Annotated in this window: 19 protein-coding genes; 15 read left to right on the forward strand and 4 right to left on the reverse strand. The window is 67.8% G+C overall.

Annotation, left to right across the window (positions count from 1 at the left end; genetic code table 11):
* Positions 1-10: 10 nt before the first annotated feature.
* On the reverse strand, positions 11-1,219 hold the full coding sequence (locus JQ639_RS31890) for an ABC transporter substrate-binding protein (RefSeq protein WP_211963972.1): 1,209 nt from the start codon (positions 1,217-1,219) through the stop codon (positions 11-13).
* Between the two features lie 268 nt (positions 1,220-1,487).
* Here JQ639_RS31890 and JQ639_RS31895 point away from each other — a divergent pair, with 268 nt between their 5' ends.
* From JQ639_RS31895 to JQ639_RS31935, 9 genes are all read left to right on the forward strand, one after another.
* On the forward strand, positions 1,488-2,240 hold the full coding sequence (locus JQ639_RS31895; protein ID WP_211963973.1) for a GntR family transcriptional regulator: 753 nt from the start codon (positions 1,488-1,490) through the stop codon (positions 2,238-2,240).
* Entirely contained in the window at positions 2,240-2,977 is a 738-nt protein-coding gene (locus JQ639_RS31900; RefSeq protein ID WP_211963975.1) for an SDR family NAD(P)-dependent oxidoreductase, read from the forward strand. Before JQ639_RS31895 ends, JQ639_RS31900 begins: the two co-directional genes overlap by 1 nt.
* A gap of 21 nt (positions 2,978-2,998) precedes the next feature.
* Complete coding sequence (locus JQ639_RS31905; RefSeq protein WP_211963978.1) at positions 2,999-4,489, forward strand: 2-hydroxymuconic semialdehyde dehydrogenase; 1,491 nt, start codon at positions 2,999-3,001, stop codon at positions 4,487-4,489.
* 76 nt (positions 4,490-4,565) lie between these two features.
* On the forward strand, positions 4,566-5,348 hold the full coding sequence (gene hpaH, locus JQ639_RS31910) for a 2-oxo-hept-4-ene-1,7-dioate hydratase (protein WP_211963980.1): 783 nt from the start codon (positions 4,566-4,568) through the stop codon (positions 5,346-5,348).
* Between the two features lie 8 nt (positions 5,349-5,356).
* Entirely contained in the window at positions 5,357-6,133 is a 777-nt protein-coding gene (locus tag JQ639_RS31915) for an HpcH/HpaI aldolase family protein (protein WP_211963982.1), read from the forward strand.
* A 262-nt stretch (positions 6,134-6,395) separates the two neighbouring features.
* Positions 6,396-7,172 carry an outer membrane protein gene (locus JQ639_RS31920; protein WP_211963984.1) on the forward strand — a complete coding sequence of 259 codons (777 nt, stop codon included), beginning with the start codon at positions 6,396-6,398 and terminating at the stop codon, positions 7,170-7,172.
* Positions 7,173-7,459: 287 nt separating this feature from the next.
* Positions 7,460-10,027 carry a cell cycle histidine kinase CckA gene (cckA, locus tag JQ639_RS31925; RefSeq protein WP_211963985.1) on the forward strand — a complete coding sequence of 856 codons (2,568 nt, stop codon included), beginning with the start codon at positions 7,460-7,462 and terminating at the stop codon, positions 10,025-10,027.
* Positions 10,028-10,218: 191 nt separating this feature from the next.
* Entirely contained in the window at positions 10,219-11,196 is a 978-nt protein-coding gene (locus JQ639_RS31930; protein ID WP_249122873.1) for a Tim44 domain-containing protein, read from the forward strand.
* A gap of 277 nt (positions 11,197-11,473) precedes the next feature.
* The gene (locus JQ639_RS31935) at positions 11,474-12,154 is read left to right on the forward strand and encodes a lectin (RefSeq protein WP_211963987.1); all 681 of its coding nucleotides are present in this window, start codon (positions 11,474-11,476) and stop codon (positions 12,152-12,154) included.
* 76 nt (positions 12,155-12,230) lie between these two features.
* Here JQ639_RS31935 and JQ639_RS31940 read toward each other — a convergent pair whose 3' ends face one another.
* A complete protein-coding gene (locus tag JQ639_RS31940; RefSeq protein WP_211963989.1) occupies positions 12,231-12,590 on the reverse strand; it encodes a GFA family protein in 360 nt (119 codons plus the stop codon).
* A gap of 391 nt (positions 12,591-12,981) precedes the next feature.
* Between JQ639_RS31940 and JQ639_RS31945 the strand changes: the two genes are divergently transcribed.
* Positions 12,982-13,227 carry a hypothetical protein gene (locus tag JQ639_RS31945; RefSeq protein ID WP_211963991.1) on the forward strand — a complete coding sequence of 82 codons (246 nt, stop codon included), beginning with the start codon at positions 12,982-12,984 and terminating at the stop codon, positions 13,225-13,227.
* A gap of 4 nt (positions 13,228-13,231) precedes the next feature.
* Here the strand turns inward: JQ639_RS31945 and JQ639_RS31950 are convergent, their stop codons facing one another.
* Positions 13,232-13,561 (reverse strand): hypothetical protein, encoded by a 330-nt coding sequence (locus tag JQ639_RS31950; RefSeq protein WP_211963993.1) that lies wholly within the window; start codon positions 13,559-13,561, stop codon positions 13,232-13,234.
* 149 nt (positions 13,562-13,710) lie between these two features.
* On the opposite strand from JQ639_RS31950, the gene JQ639_RS31955 reads away from it, so the two are divergent.
* From JQ639_RS31955 to JQ639_RS31970, 4 genes are all read left to right on the forward strand, one after another.
* The gene (locus JQ639_RS31955; RefSeq protein ID WP_211963995.1) at positions 13,711-14,046 is read left to right on the forward strand and encodes a hypothetical protein; all 336 of its coding nucleotides are present in this window, start codon (positions 13,711-13,713) and stop codon (positions 14,044-14,046) included.
* A 309-nt stretch (positions 14,047-14,355) separates the two neighbouring features.
* Positions 14,356-14,556: a hypothetical protein gene (locus JQ639_RS31960; RefSeq protein WP_211963997.1), complete on the forward strand. Its 201-nt coding sequence runs from the start codon at positions 14,356-14,358 to the stop codon at positions 14,554-14,556.
* Between the two features lie 155 nt (positions 14,557-14,711).
* Positions 14,712-15,422, forward strand: coding sequence for a glutathione S-transferase (locus JQ639_RS31965; protein WP_211963999.1), 711 nt, complete (start codon positions 14,712-14,714; stop codon positions 15,420-15,422).
* A 31-nt stretch (positions 15,423-15,453) separates the two neighbouring features.
* Positions 15,454-16,293, forward strand: coding sequence for an alpha/beta hydrolase family protein (locus tag JQ639_RS31970; protein WP_211964001.1), 840 nt, complete (start codon positions 15,454-15,456; stop codon positions 16,291-16,293).
* A gap of 89 nt (positions 16,294-16,382) precedes the next feature.
* Here JQ639_RS31970 and JQ639_RS31975 read toward each other — a convergent pair whose 3' ends face one another.
* A complete protein-coding gene (locus JQ639_RS31975) occupies positions 16,383-17,312 on the reverse strand; it encodes a GlxA family transcriptional regulator (protein WP_211964003.1) in 930 nt (309 codons plus the stop codon).
* A gap of 154 nt (positions 17,313-17,466) precedes the next feature.
* Here JQ639_RS31975 and JQ639_RS31980 point away from each other — a divergent pair, with 154 nt between their 5' ends.
* The gene (locus JQ639_RS31980) at positions 17,467-18,327 is read left to right on the forward strand and encodes a dienelactone hydrolase family protein (RefSeq protein ID WP_211964005.1); all 861 of its coding nucleotides are present in this window, start codon (positions 17,467-17,469) and stop codon (positions 18,325-18,327) included.
* The last annotated feature ends 53 nt before the right edge of the window (positions 18,328-18,380 follow it).

Here is an 18,380-nt window from a genome sequence, read left to right on the forward strand (position 1 = left end):
ATTGCCTCGCTCAGGCCGACGGGCCCGGATCCTTGATCGCCTTGTAGGTGTGGATCACCTCGTTGACGGCATTGCCGGCGGCGTCCTTCTTCACCTCGTTGACATAGATGTCGAGGATCGCCTGGTTGTTGCGGGGATCGAACGTCATCGGGCCGAACACGGTGTCGATCGGCTTGGCGAGCAGCGCCTCCTTGACCTTGTCCTTGTTGGAGAGGTCGCCCTGCACGCCCTCGACCGCAGCCTTGATCGCCTGTCCCGTGACATAGCCGGCGGTGCCCATCTCGCCGGGCAGCGAGCCGCGGGCCTCGCGGTAGGCGGCGCTGAAGGCGGTCGAGCTCGGCGCGGTCGGCGACTGGTTGCAGGTGTTGAGGCCGCCGATCGCCGCATCCTTCACCACGTTGACGACGTCTTCCTGGTCGTAGAGCGCGCCGCCGCCGATCAGCTTGATCCTGCCCTGCAGGCGGTACTCCTTCATCTGCTGCAGCAGGCGCACGGCGTCGGAGCCGGCGAAGAACGAGTAGATGAAGTCCGGCTGTTCGGCGGCCACTGTGGTCAGCAGCGGGCCGAAGTCCGGCGTGCCGAGCGGCGACCACAGCTGCTTAGTGATCTGGCCGCCCTGCTGGCGGTAGGTGGCGGCGAAGTCACCGACATATTCGCGGCCGGCGGCGTAGTCGGCGCCGATGGTGATGCAGCCCTTCTTGGAGATCTTCTCGAACGCCCACAGGCCGGCAGTGTGGCCGAGCATCCAGTTGGTCTTGGTCGGGCGGAACACCAGCGGGCTCGCGGCCTTGCGGGCGAGGTCGTTGGCGGAGCCGGCGGAAATGAAGGTCAGCGCCTTGGCGTCGGCGACGACATCGCGCACGGCGAGTGCCACGGCGGAGCTGATGACGCCGCAGACGATGTCGACATTGTCCTGGCCGATCAGCTTGCGGAACTTGCGCACGCCCTCGTCGGGCTTGGCCTGGTCGTCCTCGGTGATCAGCTCGACCGGGCGGCCGGCGAGGCGTCGGTCGTTCTCCTTGAGGAACAGCTGCAGGCCCGCGCGCATGCTCTCGCCCAGCGCGGTGAACGGGCCGGACAGCGACGTCACCATACCGATCTTGAGCGGATTGCCTGCGGACTGCGCCAGGGCGGGGGCGCTCAGGAGGCGCGTGGTGGCGGCAGCGGCGCCGCCTGCGAGCAGGGCGCGGCGGCTCAGTCCGGGAAAGCGAATGGTCATGGCGTGTCCTCCGAGGGTGTTGGGCATTGCGTTTCTTGTCGCCGCACGGCCGCCGGCATCCGACCAGATGGCGCGAGCGGTGTCAAATAATTTCGAAAATCATATCCACGGTATTGATGAAGATGGCAAGCGCGACGTCGTATTATCCAGTTAGTTCAATAAATTGCCTGTTGAATTCTTGCCCGTGGATTTTCAAGCAAGAAGATTTCGTGTTGGAATTTCGAAATTTTGAGGTATGACAAATGAGCACAGCATCCGGAGAGGGGCGATGAAGCAGGGCGGAACGGACAGGACGGAGGAGCCGGGTACGGTCGGGCGCACGCTCGCCGACACCACCTACCGCCGGCTGCGTCACGACATCATTGCCGGCCGGCTGACCGCGGGCAGCAAGCTCAAGCTCGAAGGCCTCGCCAACGATTACGCGGTCGGGATGTCGCCGCTGCGCGAGGCCCTGACCCGCCTGATGGGCGACTTGCTGGTGGTGTCCGAGGGGCAGCGCGGTTTCTGGGTCGCGCCGCTGTCGCTGGAAGAACTCGACGACGTTTCGCGGGTGCGCGCCCTGATCGAGACCGAGGCGCTCAACCTCGCCATCCGCCATGGCGACGCCGCCTGGGAGACCGCCGTGCGTCGCGCCTTCGACGATCTAACCGCCATCGAGATGAAGCTGCCGCAGACAGCCGAGGCGCTCGATCCGCCGGTGCTGGAGGAGTGGGAGCGCGCCAACCGCGCCTTCCATGCCGCGCTGGTGTCGGCGTCGGGCTCGCCGGTGCTGATCAAGCTGCGCGATCTGCTCTACCAGCAGTCCGAGCGCTACCGCCGCGTGTCGCTCAACGTCTCGCGCCGCTGGCGCAACGTCCATGACGAGCATGCCGCCATCTTCGACGCCGCGATCGAGCGCAATGCGCTGAAGGCGACGCGCATGACCGAGCTGCATCTGTCGCGCACGGCCGACGAGGTGCGCCGCGCCATGCAGACGCTCGCCGCCGAGGCCAATCCTGCCGAATCCCCGGAGACCCGCTGATGTCGTTCGATCTCACTGGACAGCGCATTCTCGTCACCGGCGCCGCCGGCGGCATCGGCGCCGCGGTCGCGCGCGTGCTCGCCGGCCTCGGCGCGCGTCTCGTGCTGACCGATCGTGTGTCCTGCGCGGCGCAGGCCGCGCCGCTGCGTGACGCGGGACATGACGTCGAGGAGATCACCCTCGATCTCGACAGCGCTGACGCCGTCACTGAATTGGCGGGGCGCGCCGGCGACCTCGACGGCGCCGTGCTCGGCGCGGGTATCTATCGTCCGGTCGACTGGGACTCGGAGCAGTGGGACGACGTCGCCGCGGCGACGCTCGCCACCAATCTGATGATGCCGATGCGTCTCGCGCGCGCCATCGCGCCGCGGCTGGCCGCGCGCGGCGGCGGCCGCCTGGTGCTGCTGGGCTCGATCGTCGCCACCACCGGTGGCTCGTTTCCCGGTGTCGGCCCGCACTACGCCGCCTCCAAGGGCGGCCTGCATACGCTGGTGCGCTGGCTCGCCGCGCGCCATGGCGGCGACGGCGTGCTGGTCAACGGCGTCGCGCCCGGCGTCACCGACACCGCGATGGTCGGCGTCCACGATCTCACCGAGGCGCTGCAGCGCCATCCGCTCAAGCGCGCCGCGCGGCCCGAGGAAATCGCCTGGCCTGTCGCGTTCCTGTGTTCCCCCGCCGCCAGCTTCATCTCCGGCGCCATTCTCGACGTGAATGGCGGCGCGATGATGCGTCCCTGATCGATCCCGGAGTTTGTTGTGATGACCACTGCTGCCTTGCGTACCCAGTCCGGCGCCGCGGCCCTGACCCATTTCATCGACGGCCGCTTCGTCGCCACCGCGCGCACCAGCTTCGAGAACCGCTCGCCGGTCGACGGCGCGGTGGTCAATCTCGTGCCGGAGGCCGATTCCGCCGTGATCGATGACGCGGTCAAGGCGGCGCAGCGGGCGCTCAAGGGACCGTGGGGCCGCATGTCCGAGCAGGAGCGATCAGTCATCCTGCGCAAGGTCGCCGACGGCATCATGCGCCGCTTCGACGAGTTCCTGGCAGCGGAAGTGCGCGACACCGGCAAGCCGGCGAGCCTTGCGTCCCACATCGACATCCCGCGCGGCGCGGCCAACTTCAACGTGTTCGCCGACCAGGTGCTGACGCTGTCGACCGAAACCTTCCGCATGGCGACGCCGGACGGCGCCGGCGCGCTGAACTATGCCATCCGCGTGCCGCGCGGCGTCATCGCGGTGGTGTGCCCGTGGAATCTGCCGCTGCTGCTGATGACCTGGAAGGTCGCCCCCGCGCTCGCCTGCGGCAACACCGTGGTGGTCAAGCCGTCGGAGGAAACGCCGACCACCGCGACGCTGCTCGGCGAGGTGATGAACGAGGCCGGCGTGCCGCCGGGCGTCTACAATGTCGTCCATGGTTTCGGTCCGGACAGCGCCGGCGAGTATCTCACCAGCCATCCCGGCATCGACGGCATCACCTTCACCGGCGAGACCGCGACCGGCTCGGCGATCATGCGCGCGGCATCGCAGGGCGTGCGCCCGGTGTCGTTCGAGCTCGGCGGCAAGAATGCCGCTGTCGTGTTCGCTGATTGCAACATGGACAAGGCGATCGAGGGCACCATCCGCTCGGTGTTCGCCAATTGCGGCCAGGTCTGCCTCGGCACCGAGCGCGTCTATGTCGAGCGGCCGATCTTCGAGGCCTTCACCGCGCGCCTCAAGGCCGCGGCCGAAGGCTTGCGCATGGGCGATCCCTTCGACAAGGCGACGACCCTCGGCCCGCTGATCAGCCACACCCATCGCGACAAGGTCTTGTCGTACTATCAGCGCGCCAGGGAAGAAGGCGCCGAAGTGATCACCGGCGGCGGCGCGCCGACGCTGTCCGCGCCGTTCGACCGCGGCTCGTTCATCCAGCCGACAATCTGGACCGGTCTGCCGGAAACCTCCGCCGTGATCCGCGAGGAGATTTTCGGGCCGTGCTGCCACATCGCGCCGTTCGACAGCGAGGACGAGGCGATCGAACGCGCCAACGACAGCCCCTATGGCCTTGCGACGGCGATCTGGACCGACAACCTGACGCGCGCCCATCGCGTCGCGGCGGCCATCGACGTCGGCATCACCTGGGTCAACAGCTGGTTCCTGCGCGACCTGCGCACGCCGTTCGGCGGCTCCAAGCAGTCGGGCATCGGCCGCGAGGGCGGCGTGCACTCGATGGAGTTCTACACCGAGCTGCGCAACGTCTGCATCAAGCTCTGACGCGTCTTCAATTTTCGCGATCCGTGGCCGCAACGCCGCGTCCATCCACTATGACTGACACAACCGAGGATATCCCATGCTGACTGACCAGGAACGTTCCCGCGCCGCCGACATCCTGCTCGAGGCCGAGCGCACCAAGGTGCAGGCCGTGCAGCTGTCGATCCAGTTTCCGCACATCGAGGTCGCCGACTCCTACGCCATCCAGAGCGAGGTGACGCGCCGCAAGGTCGCCGCCGGCCGCCGCATCATCGGCCACAAGGTCGGCCTGACCTCGAAGGCGATGCAGCAGTCGTCGCAGATCGACGAGCCTGATTATGGTCACCTCGTGGATACCATGATGGTCGCCGACGGGGCCAAGGTAAACCACGCCGACTACTGCGTGCCGCGCGTCGAGCCGGAGCTCGCCTTCGTGCTCGGCAAGCCGCTGAAGGGCCCGGGCGTCACCCTGACCGACGTGCTGCGCGCCACCGAATATGTCGTGCCCGCGATCGAGATCATCGACGCCCGCGTGCAGAACCCGCGCAAGATCACCGACACCGTGGCCGACAACGGCGCCGCGGCGGGCATCATTCTCGGCGGCCGGCCGTTCCGGCCGCTCGACGTCGACCTGCGCTGGGTCGGGGCCGTGTTCTATCGCAACTCCGAGATCGAGGAGACCGGCATCGCCGCCGGTGTGCTCGGCCATCCGGCGATGGGCATCGCCTGGCTCGCCAATAAAGTGGGCGCGTTCGGCACCACGCTGGAGCCCGGCCATATCGTGCTGTCCGGCTCCTTTACCCGGCCGGTGTGGGCGGCTAAGGGAGACACGCTGCATGCCGACTTCGGACCGCAGGGGGCCGTCGTCGTTCAGTTCGTGTGAGGATGACCATGGATCTAGGAAAAAACCCATTCAAGGCCGCGATCGCCGCCAGGCAGGTGCAGATCGGCCTGTGGTGCAGCCTGTGCAGCAACATCGGCGCGGAGCTCATTGCCGACAGCGGGTATGACTGGATCCTGGTCGACACCGAGCATGCGCCCAACGAGCTGCCGTCGGTGCTGGCGCAGCTGCAGGCGATGACGCGGGGCACCGCGACCCCGATCATCCGTCCGGCATGGAACGATCCCGTGCTGATCAAGCGCCTGCTCGACATCGGCGCGCAGACGCTGCTGGTGCCGTTCGTGCAGAACGAGGAAGAGGCCGCGCAGGCGGTGGCGTCGTGCCGCTATCCGCCGGCCGGCATCCGCGGCATCACCACCGGCAGCCGCGCAGCGCGGTTCGGCCGCATCGGTCGCTACCTCTCTGATGCCGATCGCGAGATCTGCGTGCTGGTGCAGGTCGAGACGCTCAGCGCCATCGAGCGCCTCGACGCCATCGCGGCGGTCGACGGCGTCGACGGCGTGTTCATCGGCCCGTCCGACCTCTGCGCCTCGATGGGCCATATCGGCAATCCGTCCCATCCCGACGTGCAGAAGGTGATCGAGGACGCGGTCAAGCGCATCACCAAGGCGGGCAAGGCCGCCGGCATTCTCGCGCCGGTGGAAGCGGACGCGCAGCGGTACATCCAGTGGGGCTATCACTTCGTCGCGGTCGGCTCCGACATCGGCCTGCTGGCCAAGTCCGCCGATGCGCTCGCGGCCAAGGCGAAGGGCTGGATCGGCCGCTGAGCCACGCACGAATCGGTCGCAAAACGACGACGCCGCTTCCGTTGGGAAGCGGCGTTTTTCATGGTGCGCGCGGCATGCGACGCGATGCGCCAAGGTGCGTTGCGCGCGCAGCAAAAGCAGCGCTCCGATTGCTGCAATTCAGTCACACGGGCGCGAAGAAACGCGTGCGCGCGATGCGTCGTGCTGTCGCGATCGCGATCTCCGTGCGACAGTAGGCCCACGATACTTTGCACATTCACTTTGTTTATTGCTGGGGGCTGGCATGAAGCGTTTTCTCATCACCGGAGCCGCATTGTTGTCGATGATCGCCGCGAGCGATGCGGCATCGGCCGCCGACCTGTCGCGACCGGTCTACACCAAGGCGCCGGCGCTGGTGTCGCCGCTGTACGACTGGAGCGGCTTCTACATCGGCGTCAACGGCGGCGGTGCGTCGAGCCGGGAGTGCTGGGATCTCACCAGCAACAACAACATCGCGATTGTGCCGAACCTGCGCGAGGGCTGTCACAACGCGACCGGCGCGGTCGCTGGCGGTCAGATCGGCTATCGCTGGCAGGTCGCGAGCTGGGTGTTCGGCGTCGAGGCCCTGGGCGACTGGGCGAACCTCAAGGGATCGAACATCAGCCAGGCGCTGACCGTCCAGCCGCTGTCCAACCAGACCAAGGTCAACGCCATCACGATGTTCACCGGCCAGGTCGGCTACGCCGTCAACAACGTGCTGCTCTATGTGAAGGGCGGCGCCGCGATGGCCGACAATGCCTACAGCAGCACCCTGACGCTGACCGGCGCGCAGGTCTACCAGACCACCGAGGACCGTTGGGGCGGCGTGGTCGGCGCGGGCCTCGAATATGGCTTCGCTCCCAACTGGTCCGTCGGCGCCGAGTACGACCATCTGTTCATGACCAACAGCACCAATGTCGCGTTCCCGGCGACCAACCTCGCGGTGGCCCGTGGCGACACCATCCGCCAGAGCATCGACATTGGAACCGTGCGGCTGAACTACCGCTTCGGCGGCAGCGCGCCGGTCATCGCCCGCTACTGATCATTATCCGGCCGCCTGCGGGCGGGCTGCGCAAACCGAGCCCCGGATCGCGATCCGGGGCTTTTTGCTGACCATGCCCCGCAAGATCGCGGGCGGCGTCCGCAGGTCGCCATGTTTGTCTGGTATCCATGTCCCGCAGCGTCGGCCGGGCGTGAACGATTCGCTTGCGCTGGGGCCGCCGATTCAGGCACTCAGGAGCGGGTGGGGCCTGTCCGGTGTAGCGTTTGTCGAGGATCCCCCCGCGACAGCGTTCGAATCCTGACCCACATGGCACCCCGCGCCCACCGATGGCCCTCGAATTGAGCAACGATCCGCACCATCCGGAACCGGATCTCGTCGAGCCTGCCCGGCGCAGCGGCAGCATCCTTCTCGTCCTGGTGGTGGCCGCCGGCGTCGTCGCCGCTGCGGTCGGCTTCATGGTGCTGGGGCGCACCCAGGCGCAGCCCTACATCCTCGGCCTGCTGGCGCTGCTGGCGATGGTCGGGCTGTTCACGCTGTTCGCCTTCGCCGCCGGCATCGTGCGCTTCGCCGACCGCACCACCGAAGACCCGGTGCTGCGCCAGATCGCCGACCATGCCTTCGACGGCCTCGCCGTCACCGACAGCCGCGGCCACATCGTCTACACCAACGCGGCCTACCTCTCGCTGACCGGTGCCGCCGGCCCGGACGATGCCCGTCCGGTCGAGCGCGTGTTCATCGGCAACCCCGACGTCTCCGAGGCCGTGTTCCGCCTGCTCAAGGCGGCGCGCGAGGGCAAGCGGCTGCAGGAAGAGGTCCGCGTTGCCGGCAGCGACGGCGCCCATGGCCGCTGGCTGCGCCTGCGGGTGCGCCCGCTCGGCGAGGGCAAGCGCGAGGCGCGCTTCACGGTGTGGTCGATCGCCGACATCACCCGCGACCGCGAGCGCCAGGAAGACGTCTTCCAGGAGTTGCAGCACGCCATCGAATATCTCGACCACGCGCCGTGCGGCTTCTTCTCGGTCAATCCGGCGGGCGAGGTCGTCTACATCAACGCCACGCTCGCCAACTGGCTCGACCACGATCTCGCCGAGATCGGCAGCGGCGGGCTCAAGCTGGCGGAGATCGTGTCGGGTGATGGCGCCGCGCTCCTGACATCGATCGCGGCCGAGCCCGGCGCGGTCAAGACCGAGACCTTCGACGTCGACCTGCGTATGCGCAACGGCAAGACGGTGCCGGTGCGGCTCTATCACAAGCTCGCCTTCGGTGCCGACGGCACCCCCGGCACCTCGCGCACCCTGGTGATCAACCGCGCCCGCGACGAGGGCCCCGATCCGCAGCGCACCGCCGAAGTGCGCTTCATGCGCTTCTTCGACCACACCCCGATGGCGATCGCGACCGTCGACCGCTCGGGCGCGGTGGCGCGCGCCAATGCGCGCTTCGCCAAGCTGGCGCAGAGCCTGCCGGGCTCGGCCAACAAGTCGATCCTCGCCGTCGTCAATGAGCGCGACCGCGCGGCGCTGACCGCGGCGATCGCCAAGGCGGCTGAAGGGCAGGGCGACATCGCCCCGGTCGAGGCGATGCTCGACGGTCCGGCCGAGCGCTGGGGCCAGTTCTTCGTCACCGCGGTGGAAAAGGACGAGCGCGACGCCGAGGTCGCCATCGTCTACATGCTGGAGACCACCGAGAAGCGCACGCTGGAGAACCGCGTCACCCAGCAGCAGAAGATGGAGATGGTCGGCCAGCTCGCCGGCGGCATCGCCCACGACTTCAACAACGTGCTCTCGGCCATCATGATGGCCAACGACTTCCTGCTGAACGCGCACAAGCCGACCGACCCGTCGTTCCAGGACATCATGCAGATCAAGCAGAACGCGACCCGCGCGGCGACGCTGGTGCGTCAGCTGCTCGCGTTCTCGCGCCGCCAGACGCTGCGGCCGCAGGTGCTCGATCTCGGCGATGCGCTGTCCGACCTCACCATGCTGCTGCGCCGCCTGATCGGCGAGAAGGTCAAGCTCGACCTCGTGCACGGCCGCGACCTGTGGCCGGTCAAGGTCGACGTCTCGCAGTTCGAGCAGGTGATCGTCAATCTCGCCGTCAATGCCCGCGACGCCATGCCGGATGGCGGCAAGCTCAGCATCCGCACCGCCAATGTCGTCACCGCCGAGGCGGCGAAGCTGCCCTACAAGGGCATGCCGGCGGCGGAGTATGTCCGCATCGACGTCACCGACACCGGTACCGGCATTCCGCCCGAGATCGTCGACAAGATCTTCGAGCCGTTCTTCTCCACCAAGGAGGTCGGCAAGGGCACGGGCCTTGGCCTGTCGACGGTGTATGGCATCGTCAAGCAGACCGGCGGTTTCGTCTATGTCGATTCCGAGCCGGGCAAAGGCACCTCCTTTCGCATCTTCCTGCCGCGCCATGTGGTCGAGGCCGAGCCGGCGGTCGAGCCCGCCGCGGCGGCAACTGCTGCGGCGCCGGACGCCGCCGGTGCGGCGGCTACGCCGCCCAAGCCGCGCGATCTCACCGGGCAGGGCACCATCCTGCTGGTCGAGGACGAGGACGGCCTGCGCGCGCTCAACGCCCGCGGACTGCGCTCGCGCGGCTACACCGTGCTCGAGGCGGCGAACGGCATGGAGGCGCTGGACGTCCTGGTCGAGCACAACGATGCCATCGACCTCGTGGTGTCGGACGTGGTGATGCCGGAGATGGACGGCCCGACCATGCTCAAGGAGATGCGGGGCCGCAATCCGGAGCTGCGGATCATCTTCGTGTCGGGCTATGCCGAGGATGCGTTCGCGCGCAGCCTGCCGGAGAATCAGCAGTTCGCGTTCCTGCCCAAGCCCTTCACCCTGAGCCAGCTGGTGGCCCAGGTGAAGGAGACGATGACTGCACCCTGACGGCGGTGACGCCGGCTCCCGTTGGGGCCTAACGTCGCAAGGGCCCGCTTGCCTCTTTGATTTTCCTCATGAAATTGCCGCTGGCCGCGACCGAGGGCCGCAGCCCGCAACCATGGCGCCGGCTTTTCTTTTGGCCGCCGTCCCCCATTTTAGAAGCGCTTTCCCCTTGGTGGGGAATGAAGGGATTGAACATGACGTTTTCGCAGCGCATGCGCGCTTCCATCAAGGTTCTGGCTATCGTGCTGTCGGTCGCCATGCCGGTCGCGCTCGCCGTCACTGCCGCGGACGCCCGGGTTGGCGGCGGCGGCAGCTCCGGTTCGCGCGGGTCGCGGACGTTCTCCGCGCCGCCGACCACGTCCACCGCGCCGAACGCGGCACGGCCGTTCGAGCGCTCCATGACCCAGCCGTCGAGCCCCGGCATGAGCGGTCCGGCGGCGGCGGCCAATGCCGGCCGCGGCGGCTTCTTCAACCGTCCGGGCCTGCTCGGCGGTCTTGCCGCCGGCTTCCTCGGCGCGGGCCTGTTCGGCATGCTGTTCGGCGGCGGCCTGTTCGGCGGCCTCGGCGGCCTGTCCTCGATCATCGGCCTCGTGCTGCAGGTCGGCCTGATCGTGATCGTGGTGCGGCTGTTGATGTCGTGGTGGCAGCGGCGCAATTCGCCGGCCGCCGCCTACGCCAGCGGTCCGTCGCCGTCGCAGTTCGACGCCCAGCCCCAGCCGCAGCCCGACCAGATCAAGGGTTTTGGTTTCGGCTTCGGCGCCAACGCGCCGCCGCTGAAGATCACGCCGGACGACTATGAGGCGTTCGAGCGCCTGCTCGGCGATATCCAGGCAGCGTGGTCGCGTCAGGACGTGCAGGGCCTGCATCGCCTCGCGACCCCGGAGATGGTGTCCTACTTCGCCAAGGACCTTGCCGAGAACGAGCAGCGTGGCGTGGTCAACGAGGTTTCGAACGTCAAGCTGCTGCAGGGCGACCTCGCGGAAGCCTGGCGTGAGGGCGAGACCGATTATGCCAGCGTGGCGATGCGCTTCTCGCTGGTCGACAAGACCACCGACAAGGCCACCGGCCGCATCGTCGACAACAGCGATCGCCAGATCGAGGTCACGGAAGTCTGGACCTTCCTGCGCGACCGCGGCGGCAACTGGATCCTGTCAGCGATCCAGCAGGTCTGATGACCGCCTGTTTCTGTCGTTCCCATCAAGGCGTCGCGCTCGCGCGGCGCCTTTTTCTTGTGCCTTTTTCTTGTGCTTTTTTCTTGCGCCTTTGCCCGTGCCGCACGCTGCTGCGCTGCGGTGCAATGACCGCGGAATAAATTGGACGGACGCGGGTTGATCATCGTTGCGCGGCGGCGCCGATGCATCGCCGGAGCCGAGGCGCCACAAGACACCGCCAAGATGCTGCCAAGACGCTGCCAAGACACTGCCAAGACACCATAGAGGGAGGATTTCGATGCCGTTGCCCACACGCTTTTGTGCCCTGTCGCTCGGTGCCGCGGTCGCGCTGCTGGCCATCGCCGCGACGCCGTCGTCGGCGCAGCAGGCGGCCATGACCTTTTTCGTGACCAGCGCCGGGATCGGCAATGGCGGCAATCTCGGCGGTCTCGCCGGCGCCGACAATCACTGCCAGACGCTGGCCCAGGCGGCCGGAGCAGGCACCAAGACCTGGCGCGCCTATCTCTCGACCCAGGCGGCCGACGGCAAGACGGCGATCAATGCGCGCGACAGGATCGGCAAGGGGCCCTGGCAGAATGCCAAGGGCGTGGTCGTCGCCAAGGACGTCGCCGAGTTGCATGGCGACAACAATCTCACCAAGCAGACGGTGCTGAACGAGAAGGGCGAAATGAACAACGGCCGCGGCGACACGCCGAACCGCCACGATGTCCTCACCGGCTCGCAGCCCGACGGCACCGCCTTCGCCGGCGCCGATGACCGCACCTGCAAGAACTGGACGAGCAGCACGCAGGGATCGGCGATGGTCGGCCATTCCGACCGCACCGGTCTCGACGAATCCGCGCCGGCGAAGTCGTGGAACAGCTCGCATCCCTCGCGCGGCCCCGATGGCGGCTGCTCGCAGGCCGACCTCAAGAGCACCGGCGGCGACGGTCTGCTGTACTGCTTCGCGGCGAACTGAACCCGCTGCGCGCGAACCGGATCATGGCCCCGGCGGCGTGTCCGCCGGGCCATTGTCGTTCCGGTGCCGGACGGGCTCAGCGGTTGCGGCCGTCGATCGGCGTCATTGTTAGGGAGGCGAGATCGATGTGGTCGATGGTCGCGACATTGACCGCGACGATCTCGGCGCCGTCCGGCTTCCGGCCGCGCGCGAACACCTCGACGCCGCACTCGTTGCAGATCTGGTGACGGATCGCGTGCTTGTTGAAGAGGTATTCCTTCAGGGACTCCGCGCCCGCGCGCAACTGGAAACTCTCCAGCGGCAGGAACGTGAAGTGCAGGCCCTTCTTGGTGCAGATCGAACAGTTGCAGGCCGTCACGGTCGCAAGGTCGGTGGTGCATTCGAAGCGCACCTGGCCGCAGTGGCAGCCGCCGGTAAAGGTCCGTGTCTCGCTCATCGCCGTCCCCCATATTAGCCGCCTGTCGCCACGCTGGGCGCGGTTCGCGGCAGTCTTAAGGCGGCGGGCATCGATCAGCCGGTGATGCCGCCGGCGATCGGACAACGCGCGCTGGCTGGCGCGCGTTGTCCGTACGCACGGCACGGGGCATGATGGAGGCAGTGGCGACGGCAGGGGGGCCTGCCGCCACCCGCGAATCCTGCGCCGCTTGTCTGACGGCGGTAAGACAGTGCGCCGAAGGTTGCGTGACGCCATCCTTATGCCGTTCCTACAACGTCGTCTTCCGCGCCCCATCGAATTCCTATGCGCGGCCCGTCATATCAGCGAGGTCGGCGCGCGCGGCCGTTCGCGGCGCGCGGAACCCGCCGGCCTATAGACGGGAATGACTGCCATGACCTCGGTGCTGTCCAATTTCGCCAGCCAGTGGCTGCGTTCGTCACCGCGCGTTGCGCGGCCTGCGTTCGGGCGCCGGCCGCCGCGGGCGCTGTCGGTGACGCTGCGTCTCGTGCTGGCGCGGGCCTATCGCGCGATGATCGATGCGCGGATGCGGCGCATTCGCATGGAGCTCGCGCTGCACGGCGTGCGCTACGACGCCGATGCCGCCGCCGGGCGCGACTGGCGCTCGTCGCGCCCCTGAGGCTTCAGCAGCCGCGGCAGATGTTCTTCATGCGCGTGTTGAGCAGCTTATCGAGCTCGTCGGACGCAGCATGGACATGCTTGTCGTTGGTGTTGCGGCCGCCACGCGCAAAGCTTCCGCCGCCGATCCCGCCGGCGCTGCCATGGCCGAGGTGAATGCCGTGGCCGCCGGCATGGCCGCCGCGGCCACCACCATGTCCGCCGCGCGCCAGCGCTGATGCCGCGTCGGCGGTGGCGAGCGCCGCCGCCAGCAACATGATCGCGGCGTAGCGCTGCCGACGCCACATCGAGGCATGGCACATGCGAGGCGTCGGCGATGTCGGGATCGGCATCATGGCAGGAGCTTCGTCGCGTCAGGGCTGTTCGCATCGCAACTGGCGCGCCGCATGCGGCAAAACTGCGGCGCCGTCATTCACAAGGCATTCAGCCGCGGCGATCTACATGCTCGCCGAAGTGCGACGTCCCCTCACATCCGGAGCCTGCCATGCGCCGTTTTTATCTCGTTGTTGCTGCCGTTGTCTCGACTGTTGCCGTCACGGCCGCGATCGCGCAGACCGCGACGGCGCCAGCCGCCTCCACACCGGCTGCGTCGGTGCCCGCTGCGACATCGGCCGCCACGCCTGCAGCCCCGGCCGCTGGCGGCAAGCGTGCCGCCTGCCAGAGCGATATCGCCGGCAAGCAGCTCAAGGGCCAGGACCGCAAGGACCAGATGGCGCTGTGCATGGCGCAGGGCCATGTCGAATGCCTGAAGCAGGCGATCGACCAGAAGATCGTCGGCCCGCAGCGCCGCGATTTCATCAAGAGCTGCGTCGCCGGCTGATTGCGGATGGGTGCGGCGGCGCGCGGCGATCACGTTTGCGCGTGTGCCTGCGCCGCGATCGTGACGGATCGATATCGGCCGTGTTACAGCGGCCGTCATGTCCCGCCAAAGCGTCGATGTCTCTGGGGGAACGGCGGCATTCGCTCAAATGCGAAACCATTGCGCGGGCTAAATGGTCTGCACTGCTGACCATGCAGCGCGTCACATCGCGCGCTTGACCGCGCGGCTGCACTCCTTATCGTCCGCGGCCACGACATGCCGTGTCCGGCGCCATCACAACGAGCGTCGGCACTTTCTGGGAGGTGCGTCATGGCTGCGGCTAGCTTCACCTGTTCTCCCACCGACAATCCCTGTGCGCAATGTGGCGAGCCGATCGAGCGCCCGATCTGGTCCGAGCATGGCGGCGACCGCATGTCGTTCGTGTGGTCGTGCGGGGGATGCGGCTACCAGTTCACCACCATCGCGATCTTCCGCATGCCGCATCCTGAACAGCGCCGGGCCGCCGCCTGACCGCGCGTCGTTCCGGCAGACCGGCTGCGCCGCGCGCGGACCTGCCTGTCGCATGACCCGCTTGCGCCGGTGCAGGCGTTCCCCGCACAGTCCCGGCATCCCGTCGCTTCGCTTCGACGGGCGCTGTCTGGTCACTGCCGCACGGGAACCGATGCATGCGTTATGAGCTGTATTACTGGCCGATGATCCAGGGCCGGGGCGAATATGTCCGCCTCGCCCTCGAGGACGCCGGCGCGGACTACGACGACGTCGCGCGCGGGCCCCGCGGCATGGCCGCGATGGACCGCCTGCTGGCCGGCAAGGGCACCACGACACCGCCGTTCGCGCCACCGTTTCTGGTCGCCGGCAAGCAGATCATCGGGCAGACCGCCAACATCCTGTTCTATCTCGGCGGTCGTCACGGTCTCGCGCCGAAGGCGGACGCCGCGCGGCTGTGGGTGCACCAGCTGCAGCTCACCATCACCGACTTCGTGGTCGAGATCCACGACACCCATCATCCGCTCGGGCCATCGCTGTACTACGAGGACCAGAAGCGCGAGGCCAGGAAGCGCGCGGCGGACTTTCGCGAAACGCGCGCGCCGAAATTTCTCGATTATTTCGAGGGGCTCTTGAAGGCAAGCGCTGGCGGCTATGTCACCGGCCGCCGGCTGACCTATGTCGATCTCTCGCTGTTCCAGATCGTTGCCGGCCTGCGCTATGCCTTTCCGAAGATGATGGCGCAGCTCGAGCCGCAGTACCCGCGCCTCGTCGCGCTGCACGACCGCATCGCGGAGCGGCCCAACATCAGCGCCTACCTCGCCAGCGACCGCCGCATTCCGTTCAATGAGGACGGCATCTTCCGCCGCTATCCGGCGCTGGACGGATAGGGGTGCCATGATTGCCTGGATGTTGATTCGCATGAATTTTCGCTTCTCTCGTCCTCGCTTCGTCGTCGTGCTTGTGGCCGTGATGCTCGCTGCGCCAGCATTGGCGCAATCGCCATCGCCGCCCGCGGGCGAGACGATATGGGTCAATGTCCCCCAGCGGCTGAAGACCCGCGTCTACGAGAGCCCGGGCCGTGGCGCCGATCCGGTGCTGGTGGTCGTCCTCCACGGCGATGCGCCGCGGCGGCCGCCAACCTATCAGTATCGCTTCGCGGCCAGTGTCGCCGCGGCGCTGCCGAACGTGGTCGCCGCGGCGGTGCTGCGCCCCGGCTACAGCGACGGCGAGGAACGCTCCGACGGCCTGCGCGGCGAGACCACCGGCGACAACTACACGCCGGAGGTGATCGACGCGGTCGTGACCGCGATTGCCGCCTTGAAGGAGCGCTATCATCCGCGCGCCGTGGTGCTGGTCGGCCATTCCGGCGGCGCGGCGATCACCGCCGATCTGCTCGGCAGCCGCAAGGGCGGGGCGGATGCGGCGCTGCTGGTGTCGTGCCCGTGCGATCTCGATGCCTGGCGCGATCACATGCACACGGTGCAGGGCGGCGCGATCTGGCAGCGGCCGGTGCGTTCGCTGTCGCCGATCCGGGAGGCCGATGGCGTGCCGCCATCGACGCGCATCACCATGCTGGTCGGATCGCAGGACGATGTCGCGCCGCCGCCGCTGACACAGGCCTATGCCGAGGCGCTGCGCAAGCACGGCGTGACCGTCGGGGCCGATGTGGTGGAAGGCCTGCCCCACGACATCCTGCTGGAGCCGGTGGTCATCGACCGGCTTCGCGAACTCGTCGACGCGGTGCGCGCGCCGCGCTGAGCGGCGTTACGCCGTCACCGGATCGATCGGCGCGGGCGGCGTGTCGCCGCGTCTGCATGGCGAAGAGGCGTTGCCCAGGTCGTCTTCGGTCAGGCGGCCGGGCGAAAATAGCCTGGCGGACGCTTGGTGTCGCGGCGGATCAGCCGGCGCAGCGTGGAGGGCTCGGCATATCCGACCTTGACGGCGATCTGCTCGACCGGCAGCCGCGTGGTCTCGAGGAGAAATCGCGCGGTCTCGAGCCTGATCCGCTGCACGAACTGGATCGGCGACAGGCCGCAGGTGGCGGCCATCCGCCGCGCGAATGTTCGCGGCGCCAGCGCGACGGACGCGGCAACTTCGTCGATCGCAAAGTCGCGTGCGATGTTGGCCCGCACCCAGTTCTCGGCCTGGGCGATTTTCGGATCCTGCCCCGCCAGAAATGTGATCGCCATGAACGGTGCCTGCGAACGCCGCTCGTCGAGCAGCAGATAGCGCGCGCAGGCCTGGGCGAGACTCGGGCCCGCGAACTTGTCGACGATGGCGAGCATCAGGTCCATCTGCGCCATGGCGGCGCCGCCAGTTGCGACCGGCCAATCCGCGACCACGATCTGCTCGGCCTCGAGCGTGACTTTGGGGTAGCGCTGGCGAAACAACGGCGCGTACCACCATGTCGTCGTCGCCCGCCGCCCATCGAGCGCGCCTGTCTCGGCAAGCAGGAAAGTGCTGGCGCAGGACGCCCCGAGCATGGCGCCGCCCGCGAAGGCGCTGGCGATCATGTCCCCGGCCCGCCGGCATGCGGGACTGAGCAATTTGCGCTCCAGCTCGGCGGCCGTCGTCGTGCCCAGGCCCGGGACGATGACGAGATCGGCGCTGCGCACATCGCCGTTGCTTCGTCGCGCGCGGCAATGGACGGCCGCAACCTCGAACGGCATGGTGCGCTTTGCGCCGCTGATGTGGTTGGCGGTCGCCAGCACGTCGTGCGTGATGGCGGCGCTGGACGCAAGGCAGCCTTCGATCTCGATTACGGCGACCCTGGTCATGTCAACAATGCCATGTCAAAAATGACCCGTTTAATGTCGATTTTGACACTAGATCGATGCCACCGAAAACGCAACGATCCCGGCGAAGATGGTCGCTGCGGCGGGGAGGGTGATCCCCGTTCCGGCCTTCATCCCTTGCGAGGAGACTGACACGATGCCGACCCGCTCCATGAAACAGGACGACCCGCTGGAGGATTTCACGCGCCGCGAGATGACGCTCGATGGCGTCGCCAAAGCCGTTTTCGTGGCCGGTACGGGGCCGGCGGTGATCGTGATGGCGGAGATGCCGGGGATCAGTCCCTATGTCGCGCGATTTGCCCGCTGGGTGCGCGACGCCGGTTTCACCGTGTACATGCCCTCGCTGTTCGGGCGCGACGGCGCGGTTCCGGACGCCGAGGAAGGGGCTGCCGTTTTCCAGCGTGCCTGCATCAGTGCCGAATTTCGTGCCATGGCGTCGAACGAATCCAGTCCGGTGACGAAATGGCTGCGCGCGCTTGCGCGCCACGCGCACGACGAATGCGGCGGGCCCGGCGTCGGCGCGATCGGGATGTGTTTCACCGGCAACTTCGCGCTCACCATGATGCTGGAGCCGGCGGTGCTGGCGCCGGTGTTGTCGCAGCCGTCGCTGCCGCTGAACAATCCGGCCGGCATCGAGATCGCGCCGGACGAGATCAAGGCCGTGCGCGAGCGGCTGGATCGCGAAGATCTCACCGTGATGGGCTATCGCTTCGCCGGCGACAAATTCTGCATGGCGCAGCGCTTCGCGGCCTATGCGGATGCGCTCGGCGGTCGTTTCGTCGCCCGCGTCCTGCCGGACAGCGCCGCCAACACCGATGTCGCGCCGTTTTTCGCCAGACATGTCACGACCCCGCACAGCGTCGTGACGGCGCACCTGATCGACGAAGACGGACAGCCGACGATCGCAGCCCGCGACGAAATTCTTGCCTTCTTCCGCTGGCGGCTGGCCGGCGGCGCAGGGATCGACGCAGCCGCCGCCGTTGGCGCCAGGCCGTGAAGGTGATCGGCGGCCTGTTCGCCTCGTTCAGGGATCGCCGCCGGTACCACCCT

Source organism: Bradyrhizobium sp. U87765 SZCCT0048 (assembly GCF_018131225.1).
Taxonomy (GTDB): Bacteria; Pseudomonadota; Alphaproteobacteria; order Rhizobiales; family Xanthobacteraceae; genus Bradyrhizobium_A.

What these genes read in the sequence shown, in the direction of transcription:
- JQ639_RS31905 (WP_211963978.1), top strand. Translation starts at nt 2,999, where the DNA reads ATGACCACTGCTGCCTTGCGTACCCAGTCCGGCGCCGCGGCCCTGACC.
- JQ639_RS31960 (WP_211963997.1), top strand. Translation starts at nt 14,356, where the DNA reads ATGGCTGCGGCTAGCTTCACCTGTTCTCCCACCGACAATCCCTGTGCG.
- JQ639_RS31940 (WP_211963989.1), bottom strand. Translation starts at nt 12,590, where the DNA reads ATGAGCGAGACACGGACCTTTACCGGCGGCTGCCACTGCGGCCAGGTG.
- cckA (WP_211963985.1), top strand. Translation starts at nt 7,460, where the DNA reads ATGGCCCTCGAATTGAGCAACGATCCGCACCATCCGGAACCGGATCTC.
- hpaH (WP_211963980.1), top strand. Translation starts at nt 4,566, where the DNA reads ATGCTGACTGACCAGGAACGTTCCCGCGCCGCCGACATCCTGCTCGAG.
- JQ639_RS31915 (WP_211963982.1), top strand. Translation starts at nt 5,357, where the DNA reads ATGGATCTAGGAAAAAACCCATTCAAGGCCGCGATCGCCGCCAGGCAG.
- JQ639_RS31930 (WP_249122873.1), top strand. Translation starts at nt 10,219, where the DNA reads ATGACGTTTTCGCAGCGCATGCGCGCTTCCATCAAGGTTCTGGCTATC.
- JQ639_RS31965 (WP_211963999.1), top strand. Translation starts at nt 14,712, where the DNA reads ATGCGTTATGAGCTGTATTACTGGCCGATGATCCAGGGCCGGGGCGAA.
- JQ639_RS31920 (WP_211963984.1), top strand. Translation starts at nt 6,396, where the DNA reads ATGAAGCGTTTTCTCATCACCGGAGCCGCATTGTTGTCGATGATCGCC.
- JQ639_RS31955 (WP_211963995.1), top strand. Translation starts at nt 13,711, where the DNA reads ATGCGCCGTTTTTATCTCGTTGTTGCTGCCGTTGTCTCGACTGTTGCC.
- JQ639_RS31950 (WP_211963993.1), bottom strand. Translation starts at nt 13,561, where the DNA reads ATGATGCCGATCCCGACATCGCCGACGCCTCGCATGTGCCATGCCTCG.
- JQ639_RS31895 (WP_211963973.1), top strand. Translation starts at nt 1,488, where the DNA reads ATGAAGCAGGGCGGAACGGACAGGACGGAGGAGCCGGGTACGGTCGGG.
- JQ639_RS31945 (WP_211963991.1), top strand. Translation starts at nt 12,982, where the DNA reads ATGACCTCGGTGCTGTCCAATTTCGCCAGCCAGTGGCTGCGTTCGTCA.
- JQ639_RS31970 (WP_211964001.1), top strand. Translation starts at nt 15,454, where the DNA reads ATGAATTTTCGCTTCTCTCGTCCTCGCTTCGTCGTCGTGCTTGTGGCC.
- JQ639_RS31935 (WP_211963987.1), top strand. Translation starts at nt 11,474, where the DNA reads ATGCCGTTGCCCACACGCTTTTGTGCCCTGTCGCTCGGTGCCGCGGTC.
- JQ639_RS31975 (WP_211964003.1), bottom strand. Translation starts at nt 17,312, where the DNA reads ATGACCAGGGTCGCCGTAATCGAGATCGAAGGCTGCCTTGCGTCCAGC.
- JQ639_RS31890 (WP_211963972.1), bottom strand. Translation starts at nt 1,219, where the DNA reads ATGACCATTCGCTTTCCCGGACTGAGCCGCCGCGCCCTGCTCGCAGGC.
- JQ639_RS31900 (WP_211963975.1), top strand. Translation starts at nt 2,240, where the DNA reads ATGTCGTTCGATCTCACTGGACAGCGCATTCTCGTCACCGGCGCCGCC.
- JQ639_RS31980 (WP_211964005.1), top strand. Translation starts at nt 17,467, where the DNA reads ATGCCGACCCGCTCCATGAAACAGGACGACCCGCTGGAGGATTTCACG.